This window comes from Pseudarthrobacter siccitolerans, from assembly GCF_001046895.1.
GTDB lineage: Bacteria > Actinomycetota > Actinomycetes > Actinomycetales > Micrococcaceae > Arthrobacter > Arthrobacter siccitolerans.
Map to the genome: position 1 here is coordinate 149,087 of NZ_CAQI01000042.1, position 25,173 is coordinate 174,259.

Below are 25,173 nucleotides of genomic sequence, written 5' to 3' on the forward strand. Positions count from 1 at the left end.
CGGGCGGCGGGAACATGAGCGCGCCAAATACACAGGTGTTGGGAGCCCCCGCGGCTGCAACGATGCTCTGGATTACCGGCGTGTGGGGTGTGTGCTTTTTGGCTATCCGGCTGGGTCTGGAGGATGCGCCGGTGCTGTGGTTCGCGGCCCTGAGGGCATTGATCGCAGCCGCAGCGCTGCTGCTGCTTTGCCTGGTTCAGCGCAGGAGGGTCCCCCGGGGAGGGCGGACCTGGGCGCTGATAACGCTGATGGGGATTGTGAATGTCACTGTTGCCTTTGCCGCGATGTTCGCCGGGACCGCCGGAATGGCCATCGGAGCCGCAGCGGTGCTGGCCAACGCCCAACCACTGCTGATCATCCTGCCCGCCTGGTGGATCTACGGTGAGGCCGTTTCGGTGCGGACTGTGTTCGGCATCATGGTCGGGTTCGCCGGGCTCCTGGTGGTCGGGATGGCCAGCGGCGGAGGAACAGGGGCGTGGCTGTCCCTGCTCGCGGCCGCAGCCGTCACCGCCGGGACCCTGCTCTCCCGTGCCCTGCACGGCGCGGACCTTGTTGCGGCAAGCGCCTGGCATTTCCTCATCGGTGGGCTGCTGCTGGCCGGTCTGGCCGCGCTCAACGAACCCGCCACCACGATCAACTGGTCCCCGCGGTTCCTTGCGGTCCTGCTGTTCCTGTCCCTGGTGGGGACGGCGGCGGCATTCCTGGCCTGGTTCCGGGAGGCGGGCCGGTCCCGCTTGGCTCTCCTGACGGCGTGGACCCTGCTTGTGCCCGTCATCGGTGTGGCTGTGTCCCTCTTCCTTCCGGGGGAACGTCCGCCCCTATGGGCAGCAGCCGGCACCGGCCTGGTCCTGGCCTCGCTCTGGCTTGTCCTTCGCCACCCGGGCGGCAGGACGGGCCAGGGGCAAGGTGACTAAAGACTCTGTCGGCAGGAGCCGGAAGGGACGAGAGTGATCTGAAGGGAACCGGTGGGTCCGGGGCGGGGAGGAAACAGCGATGATGTATTGGGACGGGAACATGGGCGTCTGGGGGTACATCCTGATGGGCGTGAGCTTCGTACTGTTCTGGGGCGCCGTCATCACCGCCATCATCTTGGCCTCCCGCTCCATGGGAGCAGGGAACCGCCGGCATGAACCCGGAGTGCCCGGCGTCGGCATCGCGGAGCACCTGTTGGCTGAACGGTTTGCCAGAGGTGAGATTGGCGAGAGCGAATACACCGACCGGCTCAATGTGCTTCGCCGCGGCCGCGGAGCATGACCAGCTCCACCGAATCCTGCCGGGACTGCGGCCCGCCCATGGGTATACGTTGGGTCTAACCGGAAAAGACGTCCCGGGCCGAAGCCCGTACGCAGTGAAGGTCCTGGCCCGGATGGCCCCGCCGTTGCCCACTCCCGGATTCCCTGCGAAAGGACCGCACCATGATCTGCTCACATCACACCGGCTCACCAACCCGACCCAGCCAGGATCAGTGTCCGGCAGGAGCGGGCCGGGCGGAGGAGGGGAAATGACGACGAACCTGCAACGCACAGTTGTGGAGGTTGGCGGCCTGCATTGGGCGACTTCCAAGGCGGTAGTGGAAAATGTGCTGCGGCAGCGGCCCGGGGTGATGGCTGTCGAGGCGAACGCGGTCGCCCAGACCGCCACGGTGAGTTTTGATCCGGCGGTAACCTCGGTAGGGCAGATCTCCGGATGGGTACGGGACTGCGGGTACCACTGCCGGGGCGTATCGGTCCCGGACCACGTCTGCTACCCCATGGACGACACAACGGGCACCGCCGGGATGAAACACGCCACCACCGCCAAACACGGCGGCGGCCATCAGGCCGCCGGCCATGTCCACCCCGGTACGGCCCAGCCTGAGACCTCCCATCCGATGCATCCGCATGCGGTGCCCGAAGACCACGCCGGAATGCACGCAGGCCATGCCCCGGAACCGGCAAAGCCTCACGCCGGACACCATCCGCCGCCCAGCCATGAAGGGCACGTCCAGCACGGCGGGGCGGGTCGGACCCCGCAGGACATGATGGGCCACGGCGGACACCATGCCGGGATGTCGATGGACGACATGGTCAAGGACATGCGCAACCGGTTCCTGGTCGCCGCGGTCCTGTCCATCGGGGTAACCCTGTGGTCCCCGATGGGCCGGGACATGTTCGGCTTCACCGTCCCCGCCCCGTTCGGACTCCGGGACGACGTCATCGCCCTGATCCTTTCCTTGCCCGTGATCTTCTACTCGGCCTGGATTTTCTTCGACGGGGCCTACCGGGCGCTGAAAGCCCGCACCCTGGACATGATGGTCCTGGTCGCGATCGCCGTCGGCACCGGGTGGCTTTACAGCGTCTGGATTACCCTCACCGGCGGCGGCGAAGTCTTCTACGAAGCCGCCACCGTCCTGGCTTCCTTCGTGCTCCTGGGGCACTGGTTCGAAATGCGGGCCCGGGGCGGGGCGAACGAAGCCATCCGCACCCTGCTTGAACTCGCCCCGCCGGTGGCCCTGGTCATCCGCAACGGGGAGACAGTGGAAGTCCCCACCTCCGAAGTGCAGACCGGGGACCTGCTGCTAATCAGACCCGGTTCCAAGATCCCGGTGGACGGCCACGTGGAGGACGGCCAGTCCGAGGTCGATGAGTCGATGGTGACCGGCGAAAGCCTGCCGGTGACCAAGATCGTCGGCTCCGAGGTGATCGGCGCGTCGATTAACACCACCGGCACGATGCGGGTCCGGGCCACGAAAGTCGGCGCGGACACGGCCCTGGCTCAAATCGTCGCCCTGGTCCAGGAAGCCCAGAACTCCAAAGCACCGGGCCAGCGCCTTGCCGACAGGGCGGCGTTCTGGCTGGTCTTTGTCGCACTGATCGGGGGAACCGTTACGTTCGCGACCTGGCTTGCCCTCGGCGCCGGGGTCCAGGCGGCCATGCTGTTCGGCATCACCGTTGTCGTGATCACGTGTCCTGACGCGCTGGGCCTGGCCACCCCGACGGCGATCATGGTCGGCACCGGGCTCGGCGCCAAACGCGGGGTCCTGTTCAAGAACGCAACCGCCCTGGAGGTCTCCGCCCGGATCGACACGGTCGTCATGGACAAGACCGGTACGTTGACCAAGGGCGAACCCGAAGTTACCGATGTCGTCATTGAAGGGATCGAGGAGGCCGAACTGTTGGCGCTGGTCGCCGCCGTCGAGCAGGAATCCGAGCATCCGCTCGCCGCGGCCGTTGTCCGCCACGCCCGCGAAAACGGTGCACCCGCCCTGACCGCCTCGGACTTCCTGAACGTGCCCGGCCACGGCGCCGGCGCCATCGTGGAAGGCCGCCGTGTCCTGGTGGGGAACCGCAAACTCATGGCCGATGAAGGCATCGATCTGGGCCCTCTTGCCACGGTGCGCGATGACCTGGCCGCGACCGGCCGCACCGCCGTGCTCGTCGCCGTCGAGGGGAAGGCCGCCGCGGTGATCGCGATGGCCGACGCAGCCCGGGAAACCGCCGCTCCCGCCGTGGCCGCCCTGCACGAAGCAGGCATCGAAGTCGTCATGCTCACCGGAGACAACGAGGCAACCGCCAAGAGAATCGCCGGCCAACTGGGCATCGACACCGTCATCGCCGAGGTACTCCCCGGGGACAAATCGGCCAATGTCGCCCAGCTTCAGCAAACGGGGAAAAAAGTCGCGATGGTCGGCGACGGCGTCAACGACGCCCCGGCCCTGGCCCAGGCCGACCTCGGCATCGCCATCGGCGCCGGCACCGACGTGGCCATCGAAACAGCCGACCTCGTCCTGATGCGCTCAGATCCCCTCGATGTCCCCATCGCCCTGCGCATCGGCAAAGGCACGCTGCGGAAAATGCGGCAGAACCTGGGCTGGGCCGTGGGCTACAACGCCATTGCGCTGCCCACCGCGGCCGGAGTCTTCGCCTTCGCCGGGATCGTCCTCAGCCCCGAAATCGCTGCCCTGTCGATGTCCGGCTCCAGCTTCCTGGTCGCCGTCAACGCCCTACTGCTCAAACGGCTCCGGCTGCCCCGCCCGGAAACTCCCGAAGCCACCACCACCCGCACCTCCCAGCCGCTCACCCCGGCCGGGAACCGCTAAGGGGCGGCCATGGATCTGCGCCTCATCTCCCACGTACTGTTCCTGCGGGCCGCCTGGCGGAAGCGTGACCGCTGGGATCCCGCCAGGATCGCAGCCCATCAGGACCAGGCGCTCAAGGAGCTGCGCCACGCGGCCTATGCCGGGTCGGAGTTCTACCGCCGCCACCACGCCGGCCTGCGCGATGCCCCATTGGACCAGCTGCCGCCCGTGACCAAAGCAGAGCTGATGGAGCACTTCGACGAGGCCATCACCACCCCAGACCTGACACTGGCGGAACTGGAAGACCACCTGCTGTCCCTGACCGAGAGCCGCGGCGACCCCGGCCTGCCGTGGAAGGGCCAGTGGTGGGCGGCAGCGACGGCCGGGACCACCGGCCGGCGCGGAACATTCGTCTGGAACCGCGCCGAATGGGCGACCATCCTGGCCTCCTACGCCCGGGCCAACGACTGGGCCCGGATCTCCGCGGGGCCGACCCGGCCGCTGAAGATGGCCCTGGTCAGCTCCCGCGTCCCCACCCACCAGTCCGCCGTCGTCGGCGCGTCGCTGCGCTCCAAGCTGGTGCCCACCGTCCGCCTCGATGTCACCGCCTCCATGGATGAGAACGTCGCCGCCCTAAACCGGTTCCAGCCCCGGATCCTGGTTGGCTACGCCTCAGCGCTCAAACCCCTCGCGGCCGAACAGCGGGCCGGACGGCTGCACATCGCACCCCAGGGCGTCATGTCAGCCTCCGAAGTGCTCACGCCGAACACGGCAGCAGAGCTTGAAGCGGCCTGGGGGAGTGCCCCCTTCGACGTCTACGCCGCCACCGAAACCGCCGGCATCGCCTCCCCGTGCATCCAGCGAAACCGGCACGTGTACGAAGACCTTCTAATCATCGAACCCGTGGACCAGGACGGAAACCCCGTACCGCCACACACGACCGGGGCGAAGCTCCTGGTCACCGTCCTTTTCTCGAGAACCCTGCCGCTGATCCGCTACGAAATGTCCGACACCGTACGCCTCGGCGGACGCGGCTGCCCGTGCGGCCGCTCCTTCACCCTCCTTGAGGACATCGAAGGCCGCCTCGAAGACGTCCTGCACCTGCCGGGAAGGACAGGGGCCGTCACCGTACACCCGATCGTGTTCCACCACGTCCTGGACCAGGCAGCCATCGCGGGATGGCAGATCATCCAGGAACCCAACGGGCTTCGGGTCCTTCTCGCAGGCCTCACCCCGGGAACCACCCCAGAAAACGTAGAGACCACACTTTCCCGCGCCCTCACCGAGGCAGGCGTTGCAAAGCTCCCGATCACCATCCACGTAGTGGATCAACTCGAACGGACAGCACTGGGGAAGGCCCCATTCGTCCGCGGACTCAAGGCTCAGCGATGAGATACCTGCTGTCCATCCGGGCCCCCTCAGCGAGTGGCAGCAGCAGTTCCCGGACTTCTGCGTCCCGTCACCGTTCTTTCCGCACCACGAGGCAGGACTTTTCGATGAACGACCACCAGCTTTCACTGACGCACGAACCCGCCCTCAGCCCGGAACAGGCTGACCGTATCCATGCCTGGTGGCGAGCCGCGAATTACCTGTCCGTTGGTCAGATCTACCTCATGGACAATCCGCTCTTACGCGAACCGCTGCGGCCGGAGCACATCAAGCCCAGGCTCTTGGGACACTGGGGCACAACCCCGGGCCTGAACTTCATCTACGCCCACTTGTCCCGGGCCATCATGGAACAGGACCTGGACATGATCTACATCATGGGCCCAGGCCACGGCGGACCCGGCCCGGTCGCCTCAGCATGGCTTGAAGGTACCTACAGCGAAACATATCCGGACATTTCCCAGGACCTGCCCGGGATGAAGCGGCTGTTCCGCCAGTTCTCCTTTCCCGGCGGCATCCCCAGCCATGTCGCCCCGGAGACCCCCGGGTCCATCCATGAGGGCGGGGAGCTCGGGTACGCGCTCTCACATGCCTACGGTGCAGCCTTCGATAACCCCGACCTGATCGTCGCCGCCGTCATAGGTGACGGCGAAGCAGAAACGGGTCCACTGGCAGCGAGCTGGCACTCCAACAAATTTGTCAATCCGGCCAGGGACGGAACGGTTCTGCCGATCCTGCACCTGAACGGCTACAAAATCGCCAACCCTACGATCCTGGACAGGATCAGCCATGAGGAACTGGATGCTCTGCTGCGGGGATACGGCCATACACCGTTTTATGTTGAAGGTTCAGATCCGGAACAGATGCATCAGGACTTCGCCCGGACCCTGAACGCTTGCCTGAACGAGATTCATGAGATCAAGCGGGCGGCGAGGGAAGACGGGCGGACCGGCCGGCCCCGCTGGCCCATGATCGTCCTGCGCTCTCCCAAAGGCTGGACAGGGCCGGTGGAAGTGGACGGGCTGAAGGTGGAGGGAAGCTGGCGTTCCCACCAAGTGCCCTTCACCCAGGCCCGCGAAAACGAGGACCACCGGGAAGTTCTGGAGCGGTGGCTGCGCAGTTACCGGCCGGAGGAACTTTTCGACGAGGCCGGAACCCCCGTACCGGCGATCGCCACGCTGCACCCTGCCGGTCAGCGGCGCCTCAGCGCGAATCCGCACGCCAACGGCGGGCTGTTGCTGCGCGACCTGCGGATCCCTGACTTCACCGCTTATTCCGTGCCCGTGGACAGGCCCGGCACCGGGGCTGTGGAATCCACCAGGGTCCTGGGAACGTTCCTGCGGGACATCGTGGCCGCGAACATGGACAACTTTCGGGTCTTCGCCCCCGACGAGAACAACTCCAACAGGCTCGGGGCAATCTTCGATGCCACCGACAGGTCCTGGAACGCCCGCACCGTTCCGGAGGACGACCACCTCGCCCGCGACGGGCGGGTCATGGAAATCCTCTCCGAACATACCTACCAGGGCTGGCTGGAAGGTTACCTGCTCTCGGGCCGGCACGGGTTCTTTTCCTGCTACGAGGCCTTCATCCACATTGTCGACTCGATGTTCAACCAGCACGTCAAATGGCTGAACACGACCAACGACATCCCGTGGCGGCGCCCCGTCGCGTCCTTGAACTACCTGCTCACATCCCACGTGTGGCGGCAGGACAACAACGGGTTCTCTCATCAGGACCCCGGATTCATCGACCATGTGATCAACAAGAAGACCGACGTCATCCGCGTCTACCTTCCGCCGGACGCCAACACCCTCCTGTCCGTCACCGATCATTGCCTGCGCAGCCGTCAGTACGTCAATGTCATCGTCGCAGGCAAGCAGCCCCAGCTGCAGTACCTGGACATGCAGCAGGCGATCGTGCACTGCACCAAAGGCATCGGCATCTGGGACTGGGCCAGTTCGGACGCGGACGGGGAACCCGACGTCGTCATGGGCTGCGCCGGCGACGTGCCAACCATGGAGACCCTGGCCGCCGTCGACATCCTCAAAGAACGGTTCCCCGACCTGAAAATCCGTGTAGTCAACGTTGTTGACCTCATGCGCCTGCAGGACGAGGCCGAACACCCCCACGGCCTGTCCGGGCGGGACTTCGACGCGCTGTTCACGACAGACAAGCCCGTGATCTTCGCCTACCACGGCTACCCGTGGCTTATCCACCGGCTCACCTACCGCCGAACGAACCACGACAACCTTCACGTCCGCGGCTATAAGGAGGAAGGAACGACCACCACACCGTTCGACATGTGCGTGCTCAACCAACTTGACCGGTTCACCCTGGCCGTCGATGTCATCGACCGGGTACCGAGGCTGAAGGACGTTTCGGCGCATGTGCGCGAGGAACTCAGGAACAAGCTCATTGAGCACCGCCAATACATCCGCACCCACGGCGAAGACATGCCCGAAATCCGGAATTGGGAATGGACCTCGGGGCCTGTACCCGCCAGCACAACGGCCGATGCGGCAAAGGAACCCGAATAGCTTGGAAGAGGTCAACGCGGCACCGCGCAGTGGCCCTGGCAGCGGCCCGGGCACCGGGGAGGCCCACAGGACAACGGCGCCCTACCAGGCGGTGCTGTTCGACATGGACGGCGTGGTCACCCAGACCGCGGCTGTCCACGCGGCAGCATGGAAGCGGCTTTTCGATTCCGTCCTTCAGGATCCCCGGCTCCAAGGACACCCACGACGTGACCCCTTCGACATCGACGCTGACTACCGCCGGTACGTTGATGGCCGGCAGCGCGAGGACGGTGTCGCCGCCTTCCTCGCCTCCCGCGGCGCCGAGGTTCCGCCAGGGTGCCCCGATGACGGGCCGGATGCCTGGTCAGTTCCAGGCCTCGCGGCCCGCAAAAATGCCCTGTTCCTTCAAGCGGTGGCAGATCAGGGCATCCGGGCATACCCCGGCACAACGGCCCTGCTGGTGCGCCTGCGCAACGCCGGTATTCCCGTTGGCCTGGTCACCGCAAGCCGCAACGCTTACATACTACTGACCGCTGCCGGCCTTGAAACCGCGTTCGACGTCATCATCGACGGTCAGACCGCCGCCGAGAACGCACTGCCGGGTAAGCCGGACCCGGCTATGTTCCTTGCGGCAGCCCGCCGCCTCGGCGTCGCGCCCCGGCACACCGCCGTTGTTGAAGACGCCGTTGCCGGCATCCAGGCAGGGCACCAGGGTGGATTTGGCCTGGTCGTGGGCATCGACCGCGGCGGGCACAGGGAACAGTTGGAGGATGCCGGTGCCGACATCGTCCTTGGCGACGTCGCCGAACTGGATCTGGGGGTTTCCCGGACCAACCCCTGGATGCTGGTCTATGAAGGCTTCGACCCTGTCCACGAAGGCCACCGCGAGGCGCTGACCGCGCTGGGCAACGGCTACATGGCCACGCGCGGAGCCCGGCCAGAGCACAATGACGACGGCATCCATTACCCCGGCACCTACCTGGCCGGAATCTACAACCGGACAACAAGCACTATCCACGGGCGCGACCTGGAAGAAGAGCACCTGGTCAACGTCCCCAATTGGCTGCCACTGGATATAGCTTTCGGGGCCGGCCCCTGGTGGTCACGCGGCGGCATCCAGGTCAGCGACGAACGTACCGAAGTCGATCTGCGCGCCGGCATATCAACCAGACACGCAACCCTCACCGGTCCGGACGGGAAACAGCTCACCGTCGTGCAGCGGCGGCTCACCTCCATGGGCAAAGCCCACCTGGCGGCAATGGAGACAACCCTGTCAGCCCGCGGGTTCACTGGCACACTCCGCGTCCGGGCGGGCATCGACGGGGCCGCTGCCAACACCAACGTCCGCGACTACGCTGGCACAGGGCAAATGCACCTGACAGCGCCTGCCTTCGACGTGACAGACGCAGAGACCATCCTGTGCGAAACCGAAACCACCCAAAGCCGGATACGGATCGCCCTTGCCCTCCGGACCGTCATCACCGGTGACGCTGCCGTAACTCCCGGCACCACCCGGACCAGCGACCGCCGGTACCAGCGGCAATTCGAGCTCCGGCTAATCGACGGACAGTCACTCACCATAACCAGCACCGCAGCGATAGCCACATCACGGGACGCCGCCATCTCCTCACCCAAGACAGCCGTCCTTGCCGAGCTCTCCCAGAACACCACCGGATTCAACCCCCTGGCGGAAGAACACAAGCAGGCATGGAAGCGCCTGTGGGAACTCTTCGGAATCAGCATCGATGGGGACCGGCAGTCCCAGCTGGTGCTCAACCTGCACGTATTCCACCTGCTCCAGACAATCTCCGTCCACACCGCCACCCTGGACGCCGGCGTACCGGCCCGCGGCCTGCACGGCGAAGGGTACCGAGGCCACATCTTCTGGGACGAACTGTTCATTTTCCCCGTGATCGGGCTCCGACTTCCGGACACCAGCAGGGCGCTGCTGGAGTACCGCTGGCGCAGGCTGGATGCGGCCCGGGCAGCCGCGCGGGACCAAGGCCTCGAAGGAGCCCTGTTCCCCTGGCAAAGCGGCAGCGACGGGCGCGAGGAAACCCCCCGCCAGCTTTACAACGCCCGGTCCGCCCGGTGGATGCCGGATAACTCCAGCCGTCAACGCCACGTCGGCCTCGCTGTCGCCTACAACGCCTGGCAGCACTTCCAGCTCACCGGAGACCGGGAGTGGCTACGTCTCCGCGGCGGCGAACTGATCATCGAAGTGACCAGACTATTTGCATCCCTCGCCACCTTTGACCCGGAAGGGGAAAGGTTCCACCTTTCAGGGGTCATGGGCCCCGACGAATATCACGACGGCTACCCAGGTGAACCCGGAGCCGGTCTGCGCGACAATACCTACACCAACGTCCTGCTCTCATGGGTGTGCGATCGCGCCGCGGACGTGCTCGCAGAACTTCACGGCCACCCCCGTACTGACCTTACGGACCGACTGCACATCACCGATGAGGAAATCAACAACTGGGCCAGGATCAGCCGCAGACTCACTGTCCCATTCCATGCCGACGGCATCCTCAGCCAATTCGATGGGTACGAAAACTTGGCAGAACTTGATTGGCCACATTACCGGTCCACGTACGGCAACATCGGCCGGCTCGACCTGATCCTCGAGGCCGAGAACGACGCCACCAACCGCTACAAACTCGCCAAGCAGGCAGATGTCCTGATGCTCGTCTACCTGCTGGGTCCGGAAGGCCTGACCAGGCAGCTTCACCGGCTCGGATACACGTTCACAGAGTCCGCCCTGCAGCGGACCGTCGAATACTACCTCGCCAGAACCGCCAACGGCTCGACGCTCAGCCGGGTGGTCCACGCCTCGGTACTGGCACGGATGGATGAATCCCGGGCCTGGCAAATCTTCCGCGAAGCGCTGGTCTCGGACCTGGACGACACCCAAGGCGGTACGACCCAGGAAGGCATTCACCTCGGAGCCATGTCCGGGACGGTGGACGTTGTCGTCCGTGCTTTCGCCGGCCTGCAGCCAGAAGCCCACGCCCTGACTTTCTCTCCCCGGCTGCCGCGTCCGCTGAAACGTGCCGCATTTCAAATCCAGTACCGGGGACACCGCATCAAAGTAACACTCAACACAGACAAACTACGGATCCAGCTGCAGCCATGCGCTGCAGCCCCCATTCAGATCGGCGTAAGAGGACAATATCAAGAGGTCAGCGCTGGGGATGAATTGGAATTTCTCCTAACAGAGAAGCGATAGCACCGCCTAAACCAACGATGCACGCCGCTTCGTACACCCGGTGCAGACGGCTCCTACAAGAGACAGGGGCTCTCCTCCTCCATCCGGATTCAGTGTCCCGATCCTCTGCGCCTCAAATCCCTACCGGATAGGAGGCGCCGGAATTCCCCTCCGCGACACCAACAGCACCACGCTATCCCGCACATAGGATGAGCCGGTGACCGAGGAACCGAAAAAGCGCCGCTTCTTGACCACCCAGCAGGTAGCGGAAGAGCTCAACGTGAGCTCCAATCAGATACGGGCACTGCTGAAGACGGGGCAGTTGCGTGCCATTCAGGTCGGAGGCCGGGTCACCGGACCTCAATGGCACCCATCATGCCGAGATCCTCGTGATCCAGAATGTGGCAGTGGTAAACGGAGCGGCCGCGGAAGTCTCTGAAAGCCACCCTGACCTTCACAAACCCGAAGGCGGGCACGTTAACCACGTCCTGCCACCTGACGGTGTTCGTTCCTTGGCCATTTTCCTCGACGATTTGCATCGGCCAGACGTGCAGGTGGAAGGGGTGGTCCATGGGGCTGGTGTTGGTCAGCGTCCATTCCTCCACATTCCCGGCCGCTACCGTTGTGTCTGTTCTGGCCTTGTTGAACTCCCTGCCGTCGATGGTAAAACTCATCATGCCACCGACCATGCCCATGCCCATGCCGGCGGCCAGGACAATCTGACGGCGGGCCGCGACGGCACCGGACCGCAGGTCTCCCAACCCCAGCTGGGCCGGCACAGCCGCCGGGGCTGCGACCGGGTCGCCCGCTACGCGGAGGGTGGCCAATGCTGCGCCGTCAGGCTGGCCTGCAGGGGCGCTTGCTCCGGATCCCGGTCCCATCATTCCCGGCATGCCTCCCCGGTTCTGGTAAAGCGCGCGCAGCACGGAGTCCCCGGCCGTGGTGGTCACGAGGAGGTCTGCCCGGTTTCCGGGTATGAGGAGCAGCTCGTCAACCGTCTCGGGTATCGGGAAGCGGCCGGAGTCCATACCGAGGAGCTGCAACTGCTGTCCGTCCAGTCGCAGCCGGAGGTAGCGGGACACACAGGTGTTGATGATGCGCCACCGTTCGCGTTGTCCTGGGCGGGCGCTGAATTGCGGGTTGCTTTGACCATTTACGAGAATCAGTTCACCCTCCCGGCCCATCACCCGTTCCATCACCGGGACTTCCAGGATGTTCCCGAGGCCGTCCAGGGTGGTGTCTGAGATGACCAGTACTCGTTCCGCACTTGACTCGATGGGTTCAAGGTCTTCGACGATGATTGCTCCGAAGAGCCCGGCGAAGATCTGATCCGCGACGATGCCGTGGTAGTGGGGGTGATACCAGTACACGCCCGGGGGATGGTCCTCGGGAAGATTGTATTCATAGTCGAAGGTGCTGCCGGGGTCGACCGAGACGAAAATGTTGTCCCCGTTGCCCACGGGGGAAACATGGAGGCCGTGCACGTGCAGGTTGGTGGCTTGGGTCAGCTTGTTGACGAGCCCGATCTTCAGTACGTCGCCGGCCCGTACGCGCAGTGTCGGACCCGGGATGCCGCCATTGTAGCCAAGGGCTGCGGCCTGCCGGCCGGCCAGCAGCATCTGTCCGGGTGCAGCCTCAAGCCGTACCTGCAGGTGGCCGTTTGTGCTCCGTTCTTCCGAAGGCTGGGCCAGGTCGCTTCCCGTAACGGGCTCCTCCTCCCGCGACGTCAGGGTCCAGACCAGGCCAGCACCACCCGCCACTGTCCCCGCGAGACCGAGTCCGCCCAACAGCAGCGCCTGTCGGCGGCTGATGGGCTTCACTACGGGCCCTCACCGAGCACTTGGAGGGTTTCACGGTACTGGTCCGCGGTGAGCTCTCCTCTCGCGAAGCGCTCAGCCAGGATCTGACGAGCCCTGTCCCCAGTTGCCGACGCGGATCCGCCTGGCCCCGTAAGGTCCGGCCGCCGGTATCCACTGCGGACACCGCCGCCAAAGACCCTCACCGCCAGCAACACCAGCAGCGCAATCCCAAGGAACAGCAGAAGAGTCCAGAGCCACATCCACCCCATGCCCTGTCCGTAACCCCACATCATGACCGGCGCCTTTCGCTTCGAAGAGTCACTCCAAGTCTTCACCGGGCGTCACCGAGCACGTAGAGTCCAAGGTCCCGGTCCACCCGGCCCAGTTTCCACGCATCAGCACCAGCCGGCGGTTGGCCGGCTGATAGTTAAGGCCAGCGCAACCAAGGGGGAGGCGCATGCCGCTTCGCACCAGCGGCAGGCGTCGGCCCAGATCCTGCCGTGCTCGTGCATACCGGAGCGCTTTCACGCCCCCTGTTGCCGGGTGCACTTTCGGACCACATTATGGCTACCCGGAGATCACTACTTTCAGGGCGTTAGTCTCTGCTGCACGGCCGAACGTGTCATAGGCGTCCATGAACTCGTCGAACCCGAAATGGTGGGTCGCGAACTTTTCTGCCGGCAGCTTTTTCTGTGCGACGAGCTTAAGCAGCATGGGAGTTGTATTGGCGTTCACCAGGCCCATACTGATGTTGACGTTCTGGATCCAAAGCTTCTCCAAATGCAGTTCGACTGATTTGCCGTGTACGCCGACGTTGGCTACCGTGCCTCCCGGCCGGACAATTTCGGTGCACATATCGAAAGTGGCGGGGATTCCAACGGCCTCAATGGCCACATCAACTCCTTGGCCGTCCGTGTGGGAGAGCACATGGTTTTTCCAGTCGGCTTCTCCGGATTCGACGATGTGGGTGGCACCGAAGCCGCGGGATTGCTCCAGACGGTTACGATCCAAATCAATGGCGATGATAGTGGCTGCCCCGTAGAGGCCAGCAGTGGCGATGGCCGCCAGTCCCACGGGACCTGCACCAACCACCGCTACGGTGTCTCCAGGTTTGACCCTGCCGTACTGAACCCCGATTTCGAAACCGGTCGGGAGAATGTCCGAGAGCATGACAGCCTGTTCGTCACTGACGCCTTCGGGTAGCAGATGCAGGGAATTTTCGGCATAGGGGACGCGGACGTACTCAGCCTGGGTACCGTCTATCAGGTGACCGAAGATCCAGCCGATGCCTGATGCGCCTTCGTCACCCAAGCAGTGCGAATAGAGTCCGGTCTTGCAGTTGGCACAGTGGCCGCAGGACTTGATGCAGGAGATGATGACGCGGTCCCCGGGCTTCAAGGTGGTGACGGAAGAGCCCACCTCGGTAACGGTCCCCACGCCTTCGTGGCCCAGGATCCTCCCTTCCTGTACGGCTGGGACGTCGCCTTTGAGGATGTGCAGGTCTGTCCCGCAAATGGTCGTGGTGTCGACCTTGACGATCGCATCACTGGGAGTGCGGATCGATGGATTCGGCACTTCGGTCCAGGTCTTTTTCCCAGGACCGCCGTAGACAATGGCCTTCACTGTTGCTCCTCGCTTGATGGTGCTCGACGTGCATCTCCTCAAGAATGGCGGAGGGGGCGACTACGCCGACAGGGCCATAAGTCCCCGGATTTGGAAGGGCGCACGGCGGAACGTCCCTGGCCGCAGAAAATAGCCATGAACCTGGCCTAACCGGCCCACGCCAGCAACGAAATAAAAGCAGCCTGCAACGAGGGTATTAGGAAGGGTCAGCACGCTCCCCGGGACGATCTCCCAGAGGCTGCAGCTTCTCATCCCCGAGACGCCGTTGATCCGCCCGGCGTTCGTTCCAGCACCTCAGCGCAGGTCAAACGCTCCGGCGCCGTGGATTACCCCTGGTGTTGGAGAACAAGGGTAGTTGGGCATTCTTCCCAATTTCAAACATCACGTAGCCAACAGGTTCTGCCCGCAACGGTCCGGCAGAATTTTCAGCCGTCTTGTACCTAATCGGCCGGCTCCAACGGGGCCCACCATTGCATGGGCGGGCCGATGACAAATCTACGACCGGTGATCTCCTCGGGTGTTACCCGGATGAGACTGTTCTTGGCTCCTGCCTGCCAGGGGAATAGCCCTGCATCTGCGGCGTCCTGGAAGTCTTCGGCGTCGTCCACAACGGCAGCGCGGCCCTTTATGACGACGCTCCACGCGATGGTGCCGTATTGGTTCAATCCGTCGGCTTCCAATGAGACGACTCTACGACCAGCCACTGCAACCAACTTTGTTCCTTCACCGGTGCGAATCAGCAAGGTACCGTTGCTTGGAACGTAGTTGACGGGGAAGATTTCCACCGTTTCACCCCGGGTAAATGCAATCCTGCAGAGGGACGTTGATCTGAGATATCTTCAGCATTCATGTACGCCAAGGGTTTCGGCTTCCGGTTCCGTTGCTGCAGTGTCCATCATGGCCGTAGCCTAAGCTGGGGAGACCCGGCTCGGTAGGGGAGAAGGTCCCGCAGAATCAGTGCTACTTAGCTCGTACACTGGCCCCAGGACATCCGTGCTACCCGGGCGAAGGTCGTGGTACCGGGAAGGGCACACTACCCTAAAGCCTGCGACTCCCCAACTGACAGCCCGCAACGACGCGGGCGGCTTCACAGGAGGTCGGACATGAGCACTGAGCCGTGGCGCTCCCCCATGAAGGAAAGAGCGGAGGACCTCCTCCGGGACTTTGTTGCTCGTGCAGATGAATTGCTGCAGACCCAGGAACGGATGAACGGCCTGTTGTCCGCCGTCGTGGCCCTGGCCGAGGATTTGAGCCTGGAAGCCGTTCTGGACCGTCTTGTCCGGTCAGCATGTGAGCTCGTGGGTGCCAAGTACGGCGCAATGGGGGTCATTGGCGAAGACCGCAGTCTGAGCCATTTCATCACTGTGGGAATCGATGATGAGGGGATTAGGTCTATCGGGAACCTGCCAACAGGGCATGGCGTGCTCGGGCTGTTAATCCGTGAGCCAAAGCCGTTACGCCTGCACGACCTGGGCACCCATCCCATCACTTCCGGCTTCCCTCCCAACCATCCACCCATGAAGTCTTTCCTCGGAGTGCCGGTCCGCGTACGGGACGAAGTGTTCGGCAATCTCTACCTCACAGAGAAGACCGGTGGGCAAGATTTCACGCCTGAGGACGAAGACCTCGCCGTAGCGTTGGCGGCCGCTGCAGGTGTAGCCATTCAAAATGCCCGTCTCTTTGAAGAGAGCAAGCGACGCCAAAAATGGCTCGAAGCTGGAATGGAGCTGAGCAGCCAGCTGATTATGACGGCACATTCAGAAGATGCGACCAACCTGGACCTTATTGCCGAAACGGCCCTGAGGGTGTCAGACTCCGCTCTTGCTGTGATCGCTGTTCCATCTGGTGACGGTGTCCTAAGGTGCAGGTCTTGCCTGGGAGTTCAGGGCCTGCATGCGGGGCAGGAGATTGCCGCTTCCGGGATAGTCTCCAGAGTTATCAAAACAGGGGAATCTCTTGTGGCTCGGGATCCGCAGCAGGTGTTTGGTGCCGAGGTGGCGGAAAAGCTGGGTTCGGTGCTGGTGTGCGCTATCGGTCACAGCGCCAGTGAGAACGGCGTGTTGTTGCTCGCCCGGCCCCAGGGTTCCACTGCCTACAATCAAGCTGAACTGGAGTCCAGCGCACTGTTCGGAAGCAGGATCGGGCTGGCACTCGATCTGGCGCGTGTCCATGCCCTCCGTGAACAAAATCTGCTGTTCACGGACCGGGAACGAATTGCCCGCGATCTGCATGACCTTGTGATTCAGCGGCTCTTCGCCGCCGGACTGAGCATCCAGAGCCTGCGCCGCTATACGCTCGACTCTGTTGCCCATGAACGCATTGCGGCCGTAACTTCTGAGCTGGATGACACCATTAGGAAACTACGGGACACGATTTACTCGCTCCGGACAGGGGAGGAAGACCGCGCACCGCTGACCACCCGCGTCTTGCGGGTGGTCCAGCATCATTCCCGGCACTATGCGGTGGAACCAACACTGGCCTTTGCCGGCCAGGTGGACGGTGCGGTCGCGGAGAATGTAGCCGGGCATTTGCTCTCCGTTCTATCCGAGGGGCTAAGCAACGCCGCCCGACACTCAGGGGCGGAGGACATTCGCGTGACACTATCAGTCAGTGAAGATCAGGTTGAGCTGGTGATCCAGGACAACGGCTGCGGTTTCAAAGAACCGGCGCGGGTCAGCGGCATCGCCAACATGCGGCACCGCGCAGAGTTACTGGGCGGTACCTGTAATATTCAGAGCGCCCCGGGGGAAGGGACCCGGATTATCTGGTCTGTAGACCGCCTATAACCCAATCAGTCGGGACTCTATTCCACGTCCTGCGCGTTTCTGGTGACGTAGACGGCGGCCTGTGTCCGTCGTTCGAATCCCAGTTTCGCCAAAATGGACGATACGTAGTTCTTGACCGTCTTCTCGGCAAGGAAGAGTTCATCGCCGATCTGGCGATTGGTCAGTCCTTGGCCGATCAGCGTCAGGACTTTTTTCTCCTGTGCGCTGAGGACTTCCAGGCGGGGGTCGGTTCGAGCCGTAGTAAGACCCTCGATAATCCGTTGTTCAACTCCGGGTTCGAAAAGTGACTCACCTGCCGCCGCTCTGCGGATGCCGGCGAGAAGATCATCGCTGCGAATCTGTTTCAAGATATAGCCGGACGCGCCCGCCAGGACCGCGCCGCGGATGGCCTGCTCGTCGTCGTAGCTGGTCAGGATCAGGCAACGAAGCCTGGGATCGAGGGAACGCACATCCCGGCAAACCTCAATCCCGGTGCCGTCGGGGAGACGACCGTCCAAAATAGCGATATCGGGACGCAGCACGGGGATACGTCGCGTCGCCTCAGCCGCCGAGCCGCTTTCACCGACCACGACAAATCCTTCACCCTCAAGCAGGTCCCTCAGTCCCTGCCGGACAAGTTCGTGGTCATCGAGAATGAACACCCGGATTGGTACTTGGGGACCTGCAACGTCCGATTCCGGTTCATGCCTTTGCACTTAACGCTCCCAGCTTCCTCAGCCCCCAGCCTGCACCCGTACGGCGGGCGGGGCCCTTGAGGAGGGCCTAGTGCCCATTCTTCCTTCGCAGAGTATCCACTGCTAGGGACCAAAGACCGCAATTAACGGTATTGCCTGCCCGGCTGTCCATGGCCTCCGTTGGCCCTATTGCTCAAGCGGCGGAGGAACCACGTGTGGACGCGCTGGCCAGCGACAGCGCTGAGCACGGCTGGAAACCATTGCTCGGTCGAGCCCTGGCGGACATGCAGGTCATCCAGAGCTTCAGTCCACGAGCGGCGGATGTCGTCAAGGTCGTCATGATCGGCACCGGCGAGGAGCCGGAGGCTTTCGGAGTCAATGCCTTCTGCCAGCCACTGCGCAGCGATGCCTGGCAGCTCCTCCACGAAGATCAAGCCTGCGTCGAACAGCACCGCCGCCTGCTCCGGCGTAGGGGTAAACATGATGGCGCCATCATTCCCGGCCATGGCGTGTCTCCTGCCGCAACCTTCGTCGGTGCACCAGAATACGGACGATCCGGTACAGGCAGAACAGAATCAGAGCCGCATAGACCACCCCAAATAGCACTGATCCCGCAACACCCAGTACCGGCCCGCTTTCGCAGTAGCTGGTTCCTTTACCCGGGGCGTAATCGACGCAATGTCCTGCCTGCGAGAAAATTGGCGGGACCAGGAAGACCAGCACCAGAAGTATGCCCACGGTCCAAGGCCAAACCTGCCCCCAGGAGCCAGCTGACTTCCTGCCGGGCACAGTCATCGCCGCCTGAGCCTTGAAGGGGCAGCCCACACATCCCTCATGGCAGATCTGATTCCTGCGGTGTGAATCCTGCTTCTTCGTTTTGGCGCCGCCGCTCATGTGCCTGGATGATGCCGTCACGGACTGCGGCGCGGATAACGCCGTAGAGCACGTAGAAGAAGATAGCCGCGAAGACGAGATTCAGGACGATGGCGTTCAGGTCGGTCATGGTTGTGGACTTTCCTGCCAGTACTGCTGTGCCTGCGCCGCGGCGTCGCGCAGTTGCCGCCGTTAAGGACGATGGTGCTTTCGGCCATGCCCATGTCTATCCACTGGGCGACCAGCCGCAGGTCCCCGGCCGGCGGCAGTGGCCAAAGCCAGAGCGACCCGGTGCCGGCCACTTCGTCGTCGTTACTGTTGCCGTCCTTGACCCAGAATTCGAACACCGGGCCCTCCGGTTCCTGGCCCATGTCCATGGATGGTCCGTACATGGTCTGAGAAGAGGTGGTCGCCTTCGTGCCGTCCAGGAACTGCACGCCGAGAAGGAGGACGGAGTCGACTGAAACGACCCCGTCCTCCATGTGAGGGCCGCCGCGTTGAAAAATCGCGTTCAAATCCGCCCACTGCCTGTCATCCTGGTCAGTGCGGCGGTACATCCACGACACCTCGAAAGTGCATCCGGTTGAGAAGACCTTGGCAGCCTGGCTGTGACAGGTTTGGATGGCCCCGGTAGGACGGCTATTTCTGGCCCCACTTCGTGACTCGCCGGCAACTCGTAACGGGCTGCCGAGCCGGGCAAGCTCTGCAAGCCCTTCCGGCAGGTCCTTGCGCAACTGCTCATTCACTTTCTGCATGCCACGCTTGCTGGTCCACCCATCGGTATGCTGAAAGGCGTCGATGACGTCCTGGTGCGCCAGGTAAGTGACGTCCAAAGCAACCTGATCATCGTGGTCGGCCCGCAGGCGTTCCAGCCAGGCGGAGCCCGGCCGGGGGCATCCTGACGGTCTCAGACAGAGAGTCGTCACAGCCGAGTGACAGTCCCAAAACCAAGGAGAAGCATCCATGAACAAGAACGAGCTGGCCCAGTTGGGCCTCGACACGGATGGCCTTACGCCTGACGCCGACTACGTCCCGAACCCCTTCACCGCCGACGACGGTGTGCACGTCGACCTCGTGTACCGCGCGTACCTGCAGCTCGAGCAGATTAACGCGCTGGGCGGTATCAGCGTGCTCGGCGGCTCGCGCGAGCGGTTGGAGGACATTTATGGCGGACTTGAGGATGGCATGGATCTGATGACGGCGGTGGCGCGCTTTGGCGACGATGAGCAGCAGCAGCGCGCCCAGCAGCTCATCGCGGCAGGGAAGATCAGCGGCTCCTGACAGGCCTCGACAGAACCCCGACAGCCCAGGCTGTCGGGGTTCTTTCTTTTCATCATGCAGACCGAGCTGGCGAGAACGCCTGCGATGGGTGTGTGTCAGCGGTACCAGCGGCGGCGGGTGGGTACTTCTATCCGCGGGATTTCGTGAGGTTTTAGTGGTCGTTGGGGAACCGGGCGGATGGTGTAAGGGGTGATGCGGTCCGTCTCGTGTTCCCTCTCGATCGTTTCTGCTGCGCTCTTGTCAGTTCTGCGGATGTGGTCCACTGCCCAGGTCAGGAGGACGTCGAGGCGATTGACTTCCGCTTCTGCAGCCAGGAGCCGTTCATGAGCCGTCACCGAGGCGTAGCCGCACCATTGGCGGAGGATCTCATGAATGGGCTTTTGGTGGCACAGGTAATAGTCATATTCGAACTCTGCAGATGTAGCTACCGTTTCCCGGGTTTCCCAGTCTTCAATAGTTCCTCCCCGCTTGGATTTTTCCCGTGCCGCTGCTTCCTCGGCCATGACGAGGTCCAGCACCGGGGCCGGGTTCCTGCGGCAGACCAGCTCCGCTACGGCCAGCGCCGCACGCGGCGACAGGAACACCTCGCCGTCATGAACCAGCCAGGAAAATCGGGATTGGAAGGCAGCCACGGTCTGTCCGGTGAGCGTTTCGAAGGCAACGTGATCGTGGACGGTCAATGCGTCGTCGGTTGAGGCGACAGACAGCTCAGCGACCTCCGAAGGTATAACCAGCTCAAGGGCCGCCCACAGGGCCGACGCCTCATGGCCGTCGATGGACTCGGCCTTGAGCCGCCTCCAGCCATCCATCGAGGCGTCGTACGGGACTACGTCTTTCCACGGCACCTTGAGCCTCGAGCGAGGAACGTTCTCTTCCCTGCCCGGTGGATGGCCTTGCATGTGGCGGATGTCGACGCGGAATCTTCGACCCTCCTGGTGCAGCGCCACGATGTGCACCCGCTCGGACGGCGCATCGTCACGCAGCCTGTAGGCCCACTCTTCCCCTGGGCAGGGACCGCCGGAAACGTCAGCATTTGGTTCCATAGCCGCTCATTATCCGTCCACACCAGGCTGCTGTCTCTTGGCGGATCCAAGAGCCTGAACAGTCAGAAGTCCGACCCTGGTATTCATGTGGTGTTCGCACCGTTCTGCCTGATAATGCAAGGATCGCAGCACCATCGATCACGCGGTTATTCGAATTCCTCCGGGGGTATGTCCTTAACCATGCATGCGAGAAGGCATTCTAGCGGTGACCGGTTACCTTCAAATATGTTCGCGGAAGCACCGCCTGCCCGAACCCGCCGAGCTGCTGCCGGGCTCGACGGCGAGCGGTGCGCGCGGATCTCGACGCGGCGATGAAGTCAGCAGGCTAAGCCATCCCGCAGCGGTCTCCGGCGAAAGTTCTGGGAGGGGTGTCGTAGCCCTGCCGCGTGTATGTCTAAGCAAAGCGGGCGTTCAGGTCGAACATTCGTGGGGGCGAGAGTAGCCGAATGAAACGTGAGCACGTGAAGGCTACGTGTGTTCTGTCAGACATTGGAGCTGATGGCAGAAGATGGACGCATGTCGCGCTCCATAATCGTTCCGTACGGGACCTCTTGATTGAATGAAAGACTGAAGGAGCGGTGGTTATGGCGCGTGATGAGGATGCCTGCTCCGGCCGGCCGCTGGGTGGCCTGTTCGATTGCCGCTTCAACTGCGGTGTCCAGTATCTGATCGAGATCGTGCGGGCTGGCAATTGTAAAGGTCATGGGGTAGATGGTCTTCATAAGTTCCTCGGCATATTTCAGGACAAGCACCCAGCAGCCGTGTTTGTGCCGGATGGGCCATGCGGTTGTGAGTGCCTGGCATTTTCGTACCGACTCAGGGCTGCGAAATCGACGCTGACAAAGCCCTCCTTGGTACCAGTTCCAATCGACCCCGTTTGAGATGAGTCCTCGTGGCTTGGGTCGCGGCTTCCGGACTGGTCGTGGGGAGCGCTTCCTCAGGTTTCCCTCTCGCTCCTTGCAGCCCAGATGCTTACTCTTTGGCCGCTTTGGAGGGATTGGAACCGGCCAGCACCTGTTCTTGTGGGTGGGTGGCCAAAGCCTCAACGGTGATGGACTGCCACGGAAACGTGGGCAGATTCGAGAGTACGTCGTGTAGCTCTGTTGCGTCTTCCACTTCGTACCAGCCAACTGCAGTGCGTGTCCCTGGGATCCGCCAGAGGCGCTTTAGTATGCCCCGGTCGCGCAGTTCCTGGGCATAGGTTCGTTCAGCTGATTTGATCTGAGCAGCTTCGTCTGTCGGCAGCTGGGGCAGGTTGTTTTCTTGGCGCACTAAGAATTCCATCGTTGTCTCCTCCTATGGAGCCGTCTCTACTGGCTGGTTTGCGGGGTATAGCAGGTGATGTGCGAGCAGGTCAGGGTTTGTGACCATGACCTCGTGGTCAGCATCTAGTTCGCTGACTTGCCATGTCTTGGCGCTCGCGCGTTGGGCAAAACGCAAGAACGGCGTCGACCATCCGGAACACAGCAGATACTCGCCCGGGAATGACAAGTCCGACAGCCCGTGTTCAACCTTGTCCAGGTAAGTCTTGGCGGGGTGGGCGGTAAGTTTCGGAGTCAGTTCTGCGATTGTCTGCGGGTCGCTGACTCCAAGGTTTTCAAGCGGCCTGGGGTCGATGACGAGTCCATCATTCTTGTCCGCTGATTCCCGGTAGTGAGCTGCGGCGCGTTCGGGCAGCAAGTCCATAGCTACCTCTCCTGCCTCTGGCAAGAAGCCATCCAGAATCACCAGCCGTTTGATGCGGTCCGGGACGAGCGCGGCTGCAGAAGTGACAACCAGTCCTGCGTAGCTGTGGCCGACAAGGACTACGTCCTGCAGGTCTTCTGATTCGAGGACGGACACTACGTCCTTTACGTGGGTGGACAGGCCGGTCTCCCTGGTCAGAAGGTGTGCCCTGTCACCGAGTCCGGTAAGGGTTGGAGTGAAGACCCGAGCTCCTGCGGCTTCAAGAAGATGTTGGACGGGCCGCCAGCACCAGGCTCCATGCCAAGCCCCGTGGACCAATACAAAAGGCCCGGAGTCCGCAACTTTGCCATCAGAGGTGTTAGGCATTTTTGGCTCCGTTCGAAGGCACGGTTTCAAACAGGGCTAGGGCTGTGGCTGTGTTAGAGGCCGGCACATGGTATGCCTCGTGTACCCGGTGAATATCTGATCCAATGGCTCCGCGCATAACCAGCCACATTATTAATTCGATGCCTTCCGAGCCGGCCTCCCGAATGTAGTCCTCCCTTGTTAGCGCCGTTAGCGCAGCAGGGTCAGTTTCAATCGCTTCGAGGAACATCCGGTCAAACTTTTCGTTGATGAGTCCGGCGCGGGCACCGGCGAGTTGATGCGACATTCCTCCGGTGCCAAATACTGCGACTTTGATGTCCTCCGGGTAGGAACGGATGGCCTTCCCGAGGGCCTCGCCTAGCGCCAGGCAGCGTGCCGCCGTTGGTTGCGGGTACTGGAGAACGTTGACCAGGATTGGCACTACCGCGCAGGGCCAGGCGGTACCGGGATCCGGGCAGTAGACCGAGAGCGGAACAGTAAGGCCGTGATCGACATCCAGTTCCTGACATACGGTCATATCGAATCCATCATCAACGAGATTCACAAGGAGGTGCTCGGATAGCTCAGGATGGCCGATAACAGGAGGGACTTTGCGGCTGCCCCACCCTTCGTCGGCGACGTTGTATTTGGCGGCCGTCCCGATAGTGAACATGGGGGTCATGCCGAGGTCCATCGCGTTTGCATGGTCGTTGTAGACGATGATGGCTACGTCAGGTTTGTGTTGAGCCATCCACTCACGAGCGGGGGCATATCCATCAAACAGCGGCTTCCAGTAGGGTTCCTCCGTTTTGTGGTTGTCCATTGCCGCGCCAATGGATGGTACGTGGGAAGTTCCAAGTCCCCAGATCAATTCAGCCAAAATGACGTCCTCCTGCATTCAACGATGCAACGAATTCCTCCGTTGTCATACCTGTGAAAATTCCGCCCAAATCCTGCATGGATACCTTGTCCAATACAGCGAGTTTGAACACATAAAAAATTGAGCCGCCCAAGTCCAGCATCCGGGTCCAGTCGCGCTGAAGGATGGCATCGCGTTGCTCGGCGGTGAGGCCATATGCCTCGCAGTATGCGGCCTCATCCGCAGTGAAAATTTCGCGGTTGGCTGGGTCTTTGAGGGAGCCACATAGGCGATTTAGTGCATATCCTCGGGCGCTCTGAACAACATCAAAGACGTATGTCCCGGGAACCACCGGTGTAGACGATGGCATTTGTTTCTCCGTTCCTTGCGGTTTACTAACCAGGTTTTGCGGCCGATGACCGGCTTAGTGAGTGCTGGCCGAACCAGTTATCGCATGTCGTTGCGCGAGTTCCTGCTCGTGCTTGAGGGCGGCCTTTGCAATGACATCGGCCTCGAACTGATGCGGGACCACAACCACCCCGTCGTCGTCGGCGACGATGAGGTCCCCGGGACTCACAACAACCCCGCCTATGGCCACAGGTCGCTGACAGTAGCCGGGCCCATTCCGGTATGGACCAGCCGGTGAGATTGCCCTGGCGAACACAGGAAACTGCATCAGCTGCAAGTCCCGGACGTCACGGACAGCGCCATCAATAACAAACCCGAGCACCCCTGACGCGGCAGCCCGACCGGCTATGAGTTCCCCGATGAGGGCCCGGTGCGTTGCGGCCTGACCATTCACGACCAGGACCTCGCCGGGGGCGGCAAGGTCTAGAGCATCATGAATGGCTTTGTTGTCCCCACCGGCGGTCATGACTGTGAACGCGCGGCCGACTATCCGTGCCCCTGGCCAGACTGGATGAATGCCGGAATCGACGACGTTCAGCCTGTCCATGGCATCCCCGATATTTGCGGTGGGCAGTGTCGCAGCTTGTTCCATTAGTTGCTTGGCAGGAGCGTTCATGCCTGTTTCC

The 25,173-nt window shown here is 62.6% G+C and carries 23 protein-coding genes and 1 pseudogene; 9 read left to right on the forward strand and 15 right to left on the reverse strand.

Annotation, left to right across the window (positions count from 1 at the left end):
• Nucleotides 1-14 precede the first annotated feature (14 nt).
• The 7 genes from ARTSIC4J27_RS09950 (at nucleotide 15) to ARTSIC4J27_RS23550 (ending at nucleotide 11,609) form a co-directional block, all read left to right on the forward strand.
• Entirely contained in the window at nucleotides 15-914 is a 900-nt protein-coding gene (locus tag ARTSIC4J27_RS09950; protein ID WP_050055039.1) for a DMT family transporter, read from the forward strand.
• A gap of 79 nt (nucleotides 915-993) precedes the next feature.
• On the forward strand, nucleotides 994-1,254 hold the full coding sequence (locus ARTSIC4J27_RS09955) for an SHOCT domain-containing protein (RefSeq protein ID WP_200900786.1): 261 nt from the start codon (nucleotides 994-996) through the stop codon (nucleotides 1,252-1,254).
• A 247-nt stretch (nucleotides 1,255-1,501) separates the two neighbouring features.
• Nucleotides 1,502-4,078 carry a heavy metal translocating P-type ATPase gene (locus ARTSIC4J27_RS09960; RefSeq protein ID WP_200900787.1) on the forward strand — a complete coding sequence of 859 codons (2,577 nt, stop codon included), beginning with the start codon at nucleotides 1,502-1,504 and terminating at the stop codon, nucleotides 4,076-4,078.
• Between the two features lie 9 nt (nucleotides 4,079-4,087).
• Nucleotides 4,088-5,449, forward strand: a complete 1,362-nt coding sequence (locus tag ARTSIC4J27_RS09965) for a phenylacetate--CoA ligase family protein (RefSeq protein WP_050055040.1) — start codon at nucleotides 4,088-4,090, stop codon at nucleotides 5,447-5,449.
• Between the two features lie 104 nt (nucleotides 5,450-5,553).
• Complete coding sequence (locus tag ARTSIC4J27_RS09970) at nucleotides 5,554-7,983, forward strand: phosphoketolase family protein (RefSeq protein ID WP_050055041.1); 2,430 nt, start codon at nucleotides 5,554-5,556, stop codon at nucleotides 7,981-7,983.
• Nucleotide 7,984: 1 nt separating this feature from the next.
• Entirely contained in the window at nucleotides 7,985-11,191 is a 3,207-nt protein-coding gene (locus ARTSIC4J27_RS09975) for a beta-phosphoglucomutase family hydrolase (RefSeq protein WP_235436627.1), read from the forward strand.
• 196 nt (nucleotides 11,192-11,387) lie between these two features.
• Nucleotides 11,388-11,609, forward strand: a complete 222-nt coding sequence (locus ARTSIC4J27_RS23550; protein ID WP_083435400.1) for a helix-turn-helix domain-containing protein — start codon at nucleotides 11,388-11,390, stop codon at nucleotides 11,607-11,609.
• On the opposite strand, the gene ARTSIC4J27_RS09980 is transcribed toward ARTSIC4J27_RS23550, so the two are convergent.
• The 4 genes and pseudogenes from ARTSIC4J27_RS09980 to ARTSIC4J27_RS09995 all read right to left on the reverse strand — a co-directional run.
• Nucleotides 11,521-12,990 carry a multicopper oxidase family protein gene (locus ARTSIC4J27_RS09980; RefSeq protein WP_050055042.1) on the reverse strand — a complete coding sequence of 490 codons (1,470 nt, stop codon included), beginning with the start codon at nucleotides 12,988-12,990 and terminating at the stop codon, nucleotides 11,521-11,523. The genes ARTSIC4J27_RS23550 and ARTSIC4J27_RS09980 overlap by 89 nt on opposite strands.
• Complete coding sequence (locus ARTSIC4J27_RS09985; protein WP_050055043.1) at nucleotides 12,990-13,262, reverse strand: SHOCT domain-containing protein; 273 nt, start codon at nucleotides 13,260-13,262, stop codon at nucleotides 12,990-12,992. Before ARTSIC4J27_RS09985 ends, ARTSIC4J27_RS09980 begins: the two co-directional genes overlap by 1 nt.
• 274 nt (nucleotides 13,263-13,536) lie before the next feature.
• Nucleotides 13,537-14,592, reverse strand: coding sequence for a zinc-dependent alcohol dehydrogenase family protein (locus tag ARTSIC4J27_RS09990; RefSeq protein WP_050055044.1), 1,056 nt, complete (start codon nucleotides 14,590-14,592; stop codon nucleotides 13,537-13,539).
• Between the two features lie 440 nt (nucleotides 14,593-15,032).
• Nucleotides 15,033-15,416 (reverse strand): annotated as a pseudogene (locus tag ARTSIC4J27_RS09995) (pyridoxamine 5'-phosphate oxidase family protein); the annotation flags it as partial.
• Nucleotides 15,417-15,695: 279 nt separating this feature from the next.
• Between ARTSIC4J27_RS09995 and ARTSIC4J27_RS10000 the strand changes: the two are divergent.
• Nucleotides 15,696-17,378, forward strand: coding sequence for a sensor histidine kinase (locus ARTSIC4J27_RS10000; protein ID WP_050055045.1), 1,683 nt, complete (start codon nucleotides 15,696-15,698; stop codon nucleotides 17,376-17,378).
• A 17-nt stretch (nucleotides 17,379-17,395) separates the two neighbouring features.
• Here the strand turns inward: ARTSIC4J27_RS10000 and ARTSIC4J27_RS10005 are convergent, their stop codons facing one another.
• The 4 genes from ARTSIC4J27_RS10005 to ARTSIC4J27_RS22480 all read right to left on the reverse strand — a co-directional run bounded on the left by ARTSIC4J27_RS10005 (nucleotide 17,396) and on the right by ARTSIC4J27_RS22480 (nucleotide 19,758).
• Nucleotides 17,396-18,019, reverse strand: coding sequence for a response regulator (locus tag ARTSIC4J27_RS10005; RefSeq protein ID WP_050055046.1), 624 nt, complete (start codon nucleotides 18,017-18,019; stop codon nucleotides 17,396-17,398).
• Between the two features lie 176 nt (nucleotides 18,020-18,195).
• Nucleotides 18,196-18,558, reverse strand: a complete 363-nt coding sequence (locus ARTSIC4J27_RS10010) for a hypothetical protein (RefSeq protein ID WP_050055047.1) — start codon at nucleotides 18,556-18,558, stop codon at nucleotides 18,196-18,198.
• Nucleotides 18,545-18,946, reverse strand: a complete 402-nt coding sequence (locus ARTSIC4J27_RS22775; protein ID WP_161799563.1) for a hypothetical protein — start codon at nucleotides 18,944-18,946, stop codon at nucleotides 18,545-18,547. The genes ARTSIC4J27_RS10010 and ARTSIC4J27_RS22775 overlap by 14 nt, the downstream gene beginning before the upstream one ends.
• Before the next feature lie 17 nt (nucleotides 18,947-18,963).
• Nucleotides 18,964-19,758, reverse strand: coding sequence for a hypothetical protein (locus ARTSIC4J27_RS22480; protein WP_152683834.1), 795 nt, complete (start codon nucleotides 19,756-19,758; stop codon nucleotides 18,964-18,966).
• Nucleotides 19,759-19,888: 130 nt separating this feature from the next.
• Here ARTSIC4J27_RS22480 and ARTSIC4J27_RS10020 point away from each other — a divergent pair, with 130 nt between their 5' ends.
• A complete protein-coding gene (locus ARTSIC4J27_RS10020; protein ID WP_050055049.1) occupies nucleotides 19,889-20,206 on the forward strand; it encodes a hypothetical protein in 318 nt (105 codons plus the stop codon).
• A 95-nt stretch (nucleotides 20,207-20,301) separates the two neighbouring features.
• On the opposite strand, the gene ARTSIC4J27_RS10025 is transcribed toward ARTSIC4J27_RS10020, so the two are convergent.
• The 7 genes from ARTSIC4J27_RS10025 to ARTSIC4J27_RS10055 form a co-directional block, all read right to left on the reverse strand.
• The gene (locus ARTSIC4J27_RS10025) at nucleotides 20,302-21,249 is read right to left on the reverse strand and encodes a hypothetical protein (protein ID WP_152683835.1); all 948 of its coding nucleotides are present in this window, start codon (nucleotides 21,247-21,249) and stop codon (nucleotides 20,302-20,304) included.
• A gap of 482 nt (nucleotides 21,250-21,731) precedes the next feature.
• On the reverse strand, nucleotides 21,732-21,971 hold the full coding sequence (locus ARTSIC4J27_RS10030; protein ID WP_050055051.1) for a hypothetical protein: 240 nt from the start codon (nucleotides 21,969-21,971) through the stop codon (nucleotides 21,732-21,734).
• Between the two features lie 250 nt (nucleotides 21,972-22,221).
• Nucleotides 22,222-22,533, reverse strand: a complete 312-nt coding sequence (locus tag ARTSIC4J27_RS10035; protein WP_050055052.1) for a muconolactone Delta-isomerase — start codon at nucleotides 22,531-22,533, stop codon at nucleotides 22,222-22,224.
• A gap of 12 nt (nucleotides 22,534-22,545) precedes the next feature.
• Nucleotides 22,546-23,301: an alpha/beta fold hydrolase gene (locus ARTSIC4J27_RS10040; protein WP_050055053.1), complete on the reverse strand. Its 756-nt coding sequence runs from the start codon at nucleotides 23,299-23,301 to the stop codon at nucleotides 22,546-22,548.
• Nucleotides 23,294-24,178 (reverse strand): class III extradiol dioxygenase subunit beta, encoded by an 885-nt coding sequence (locus ARTSIC4J27_RS10045; RefSeq protein ID WP_235436628.1) that lies wholly within the window; start codon nucleotides 24,176-24,178, stop codon nucleotides 23,294-23,296. The genes ARTSIC4J27_RS10040 and ARTSIC4J27_RS10045 overlap by 8 nt, the downstream gene beginning before the upstream one ends.
• Nucleotides 24,153-24,509: a protocatechuate 3,4-dioxygenase gene (locus tag ARTSIC4J27_RS10050; protein ID WP_050055054.1), complete on the reverse strand. Its 357-nt coding sequence runs from the start codon at nucleotides 24,507-24,509 to the stop codon at nucleotides 24,153-24,155. Before ARTSIC4J27_RS10050 ends, ARTSIC4J27_RS10045 begins: the two co-directional genes overlap by 26 nt.
• Nucleotides 24,510-24,563: 54 nt before the next feature.
• Nucleotides 24,564-25,163, reverse strand: coding sequence for an RraA family protein (locus ARTSIC4J27_RS10055; RefSeq protein WP_050055055.1), 600 nt, complete (start codon nucleotides 25,161-25,163; stop codon nucleotides 24,564-24,566).
• Between the last annotated feature and the right edge of the window lie 10 nt (nucleotides 25,164-25,173).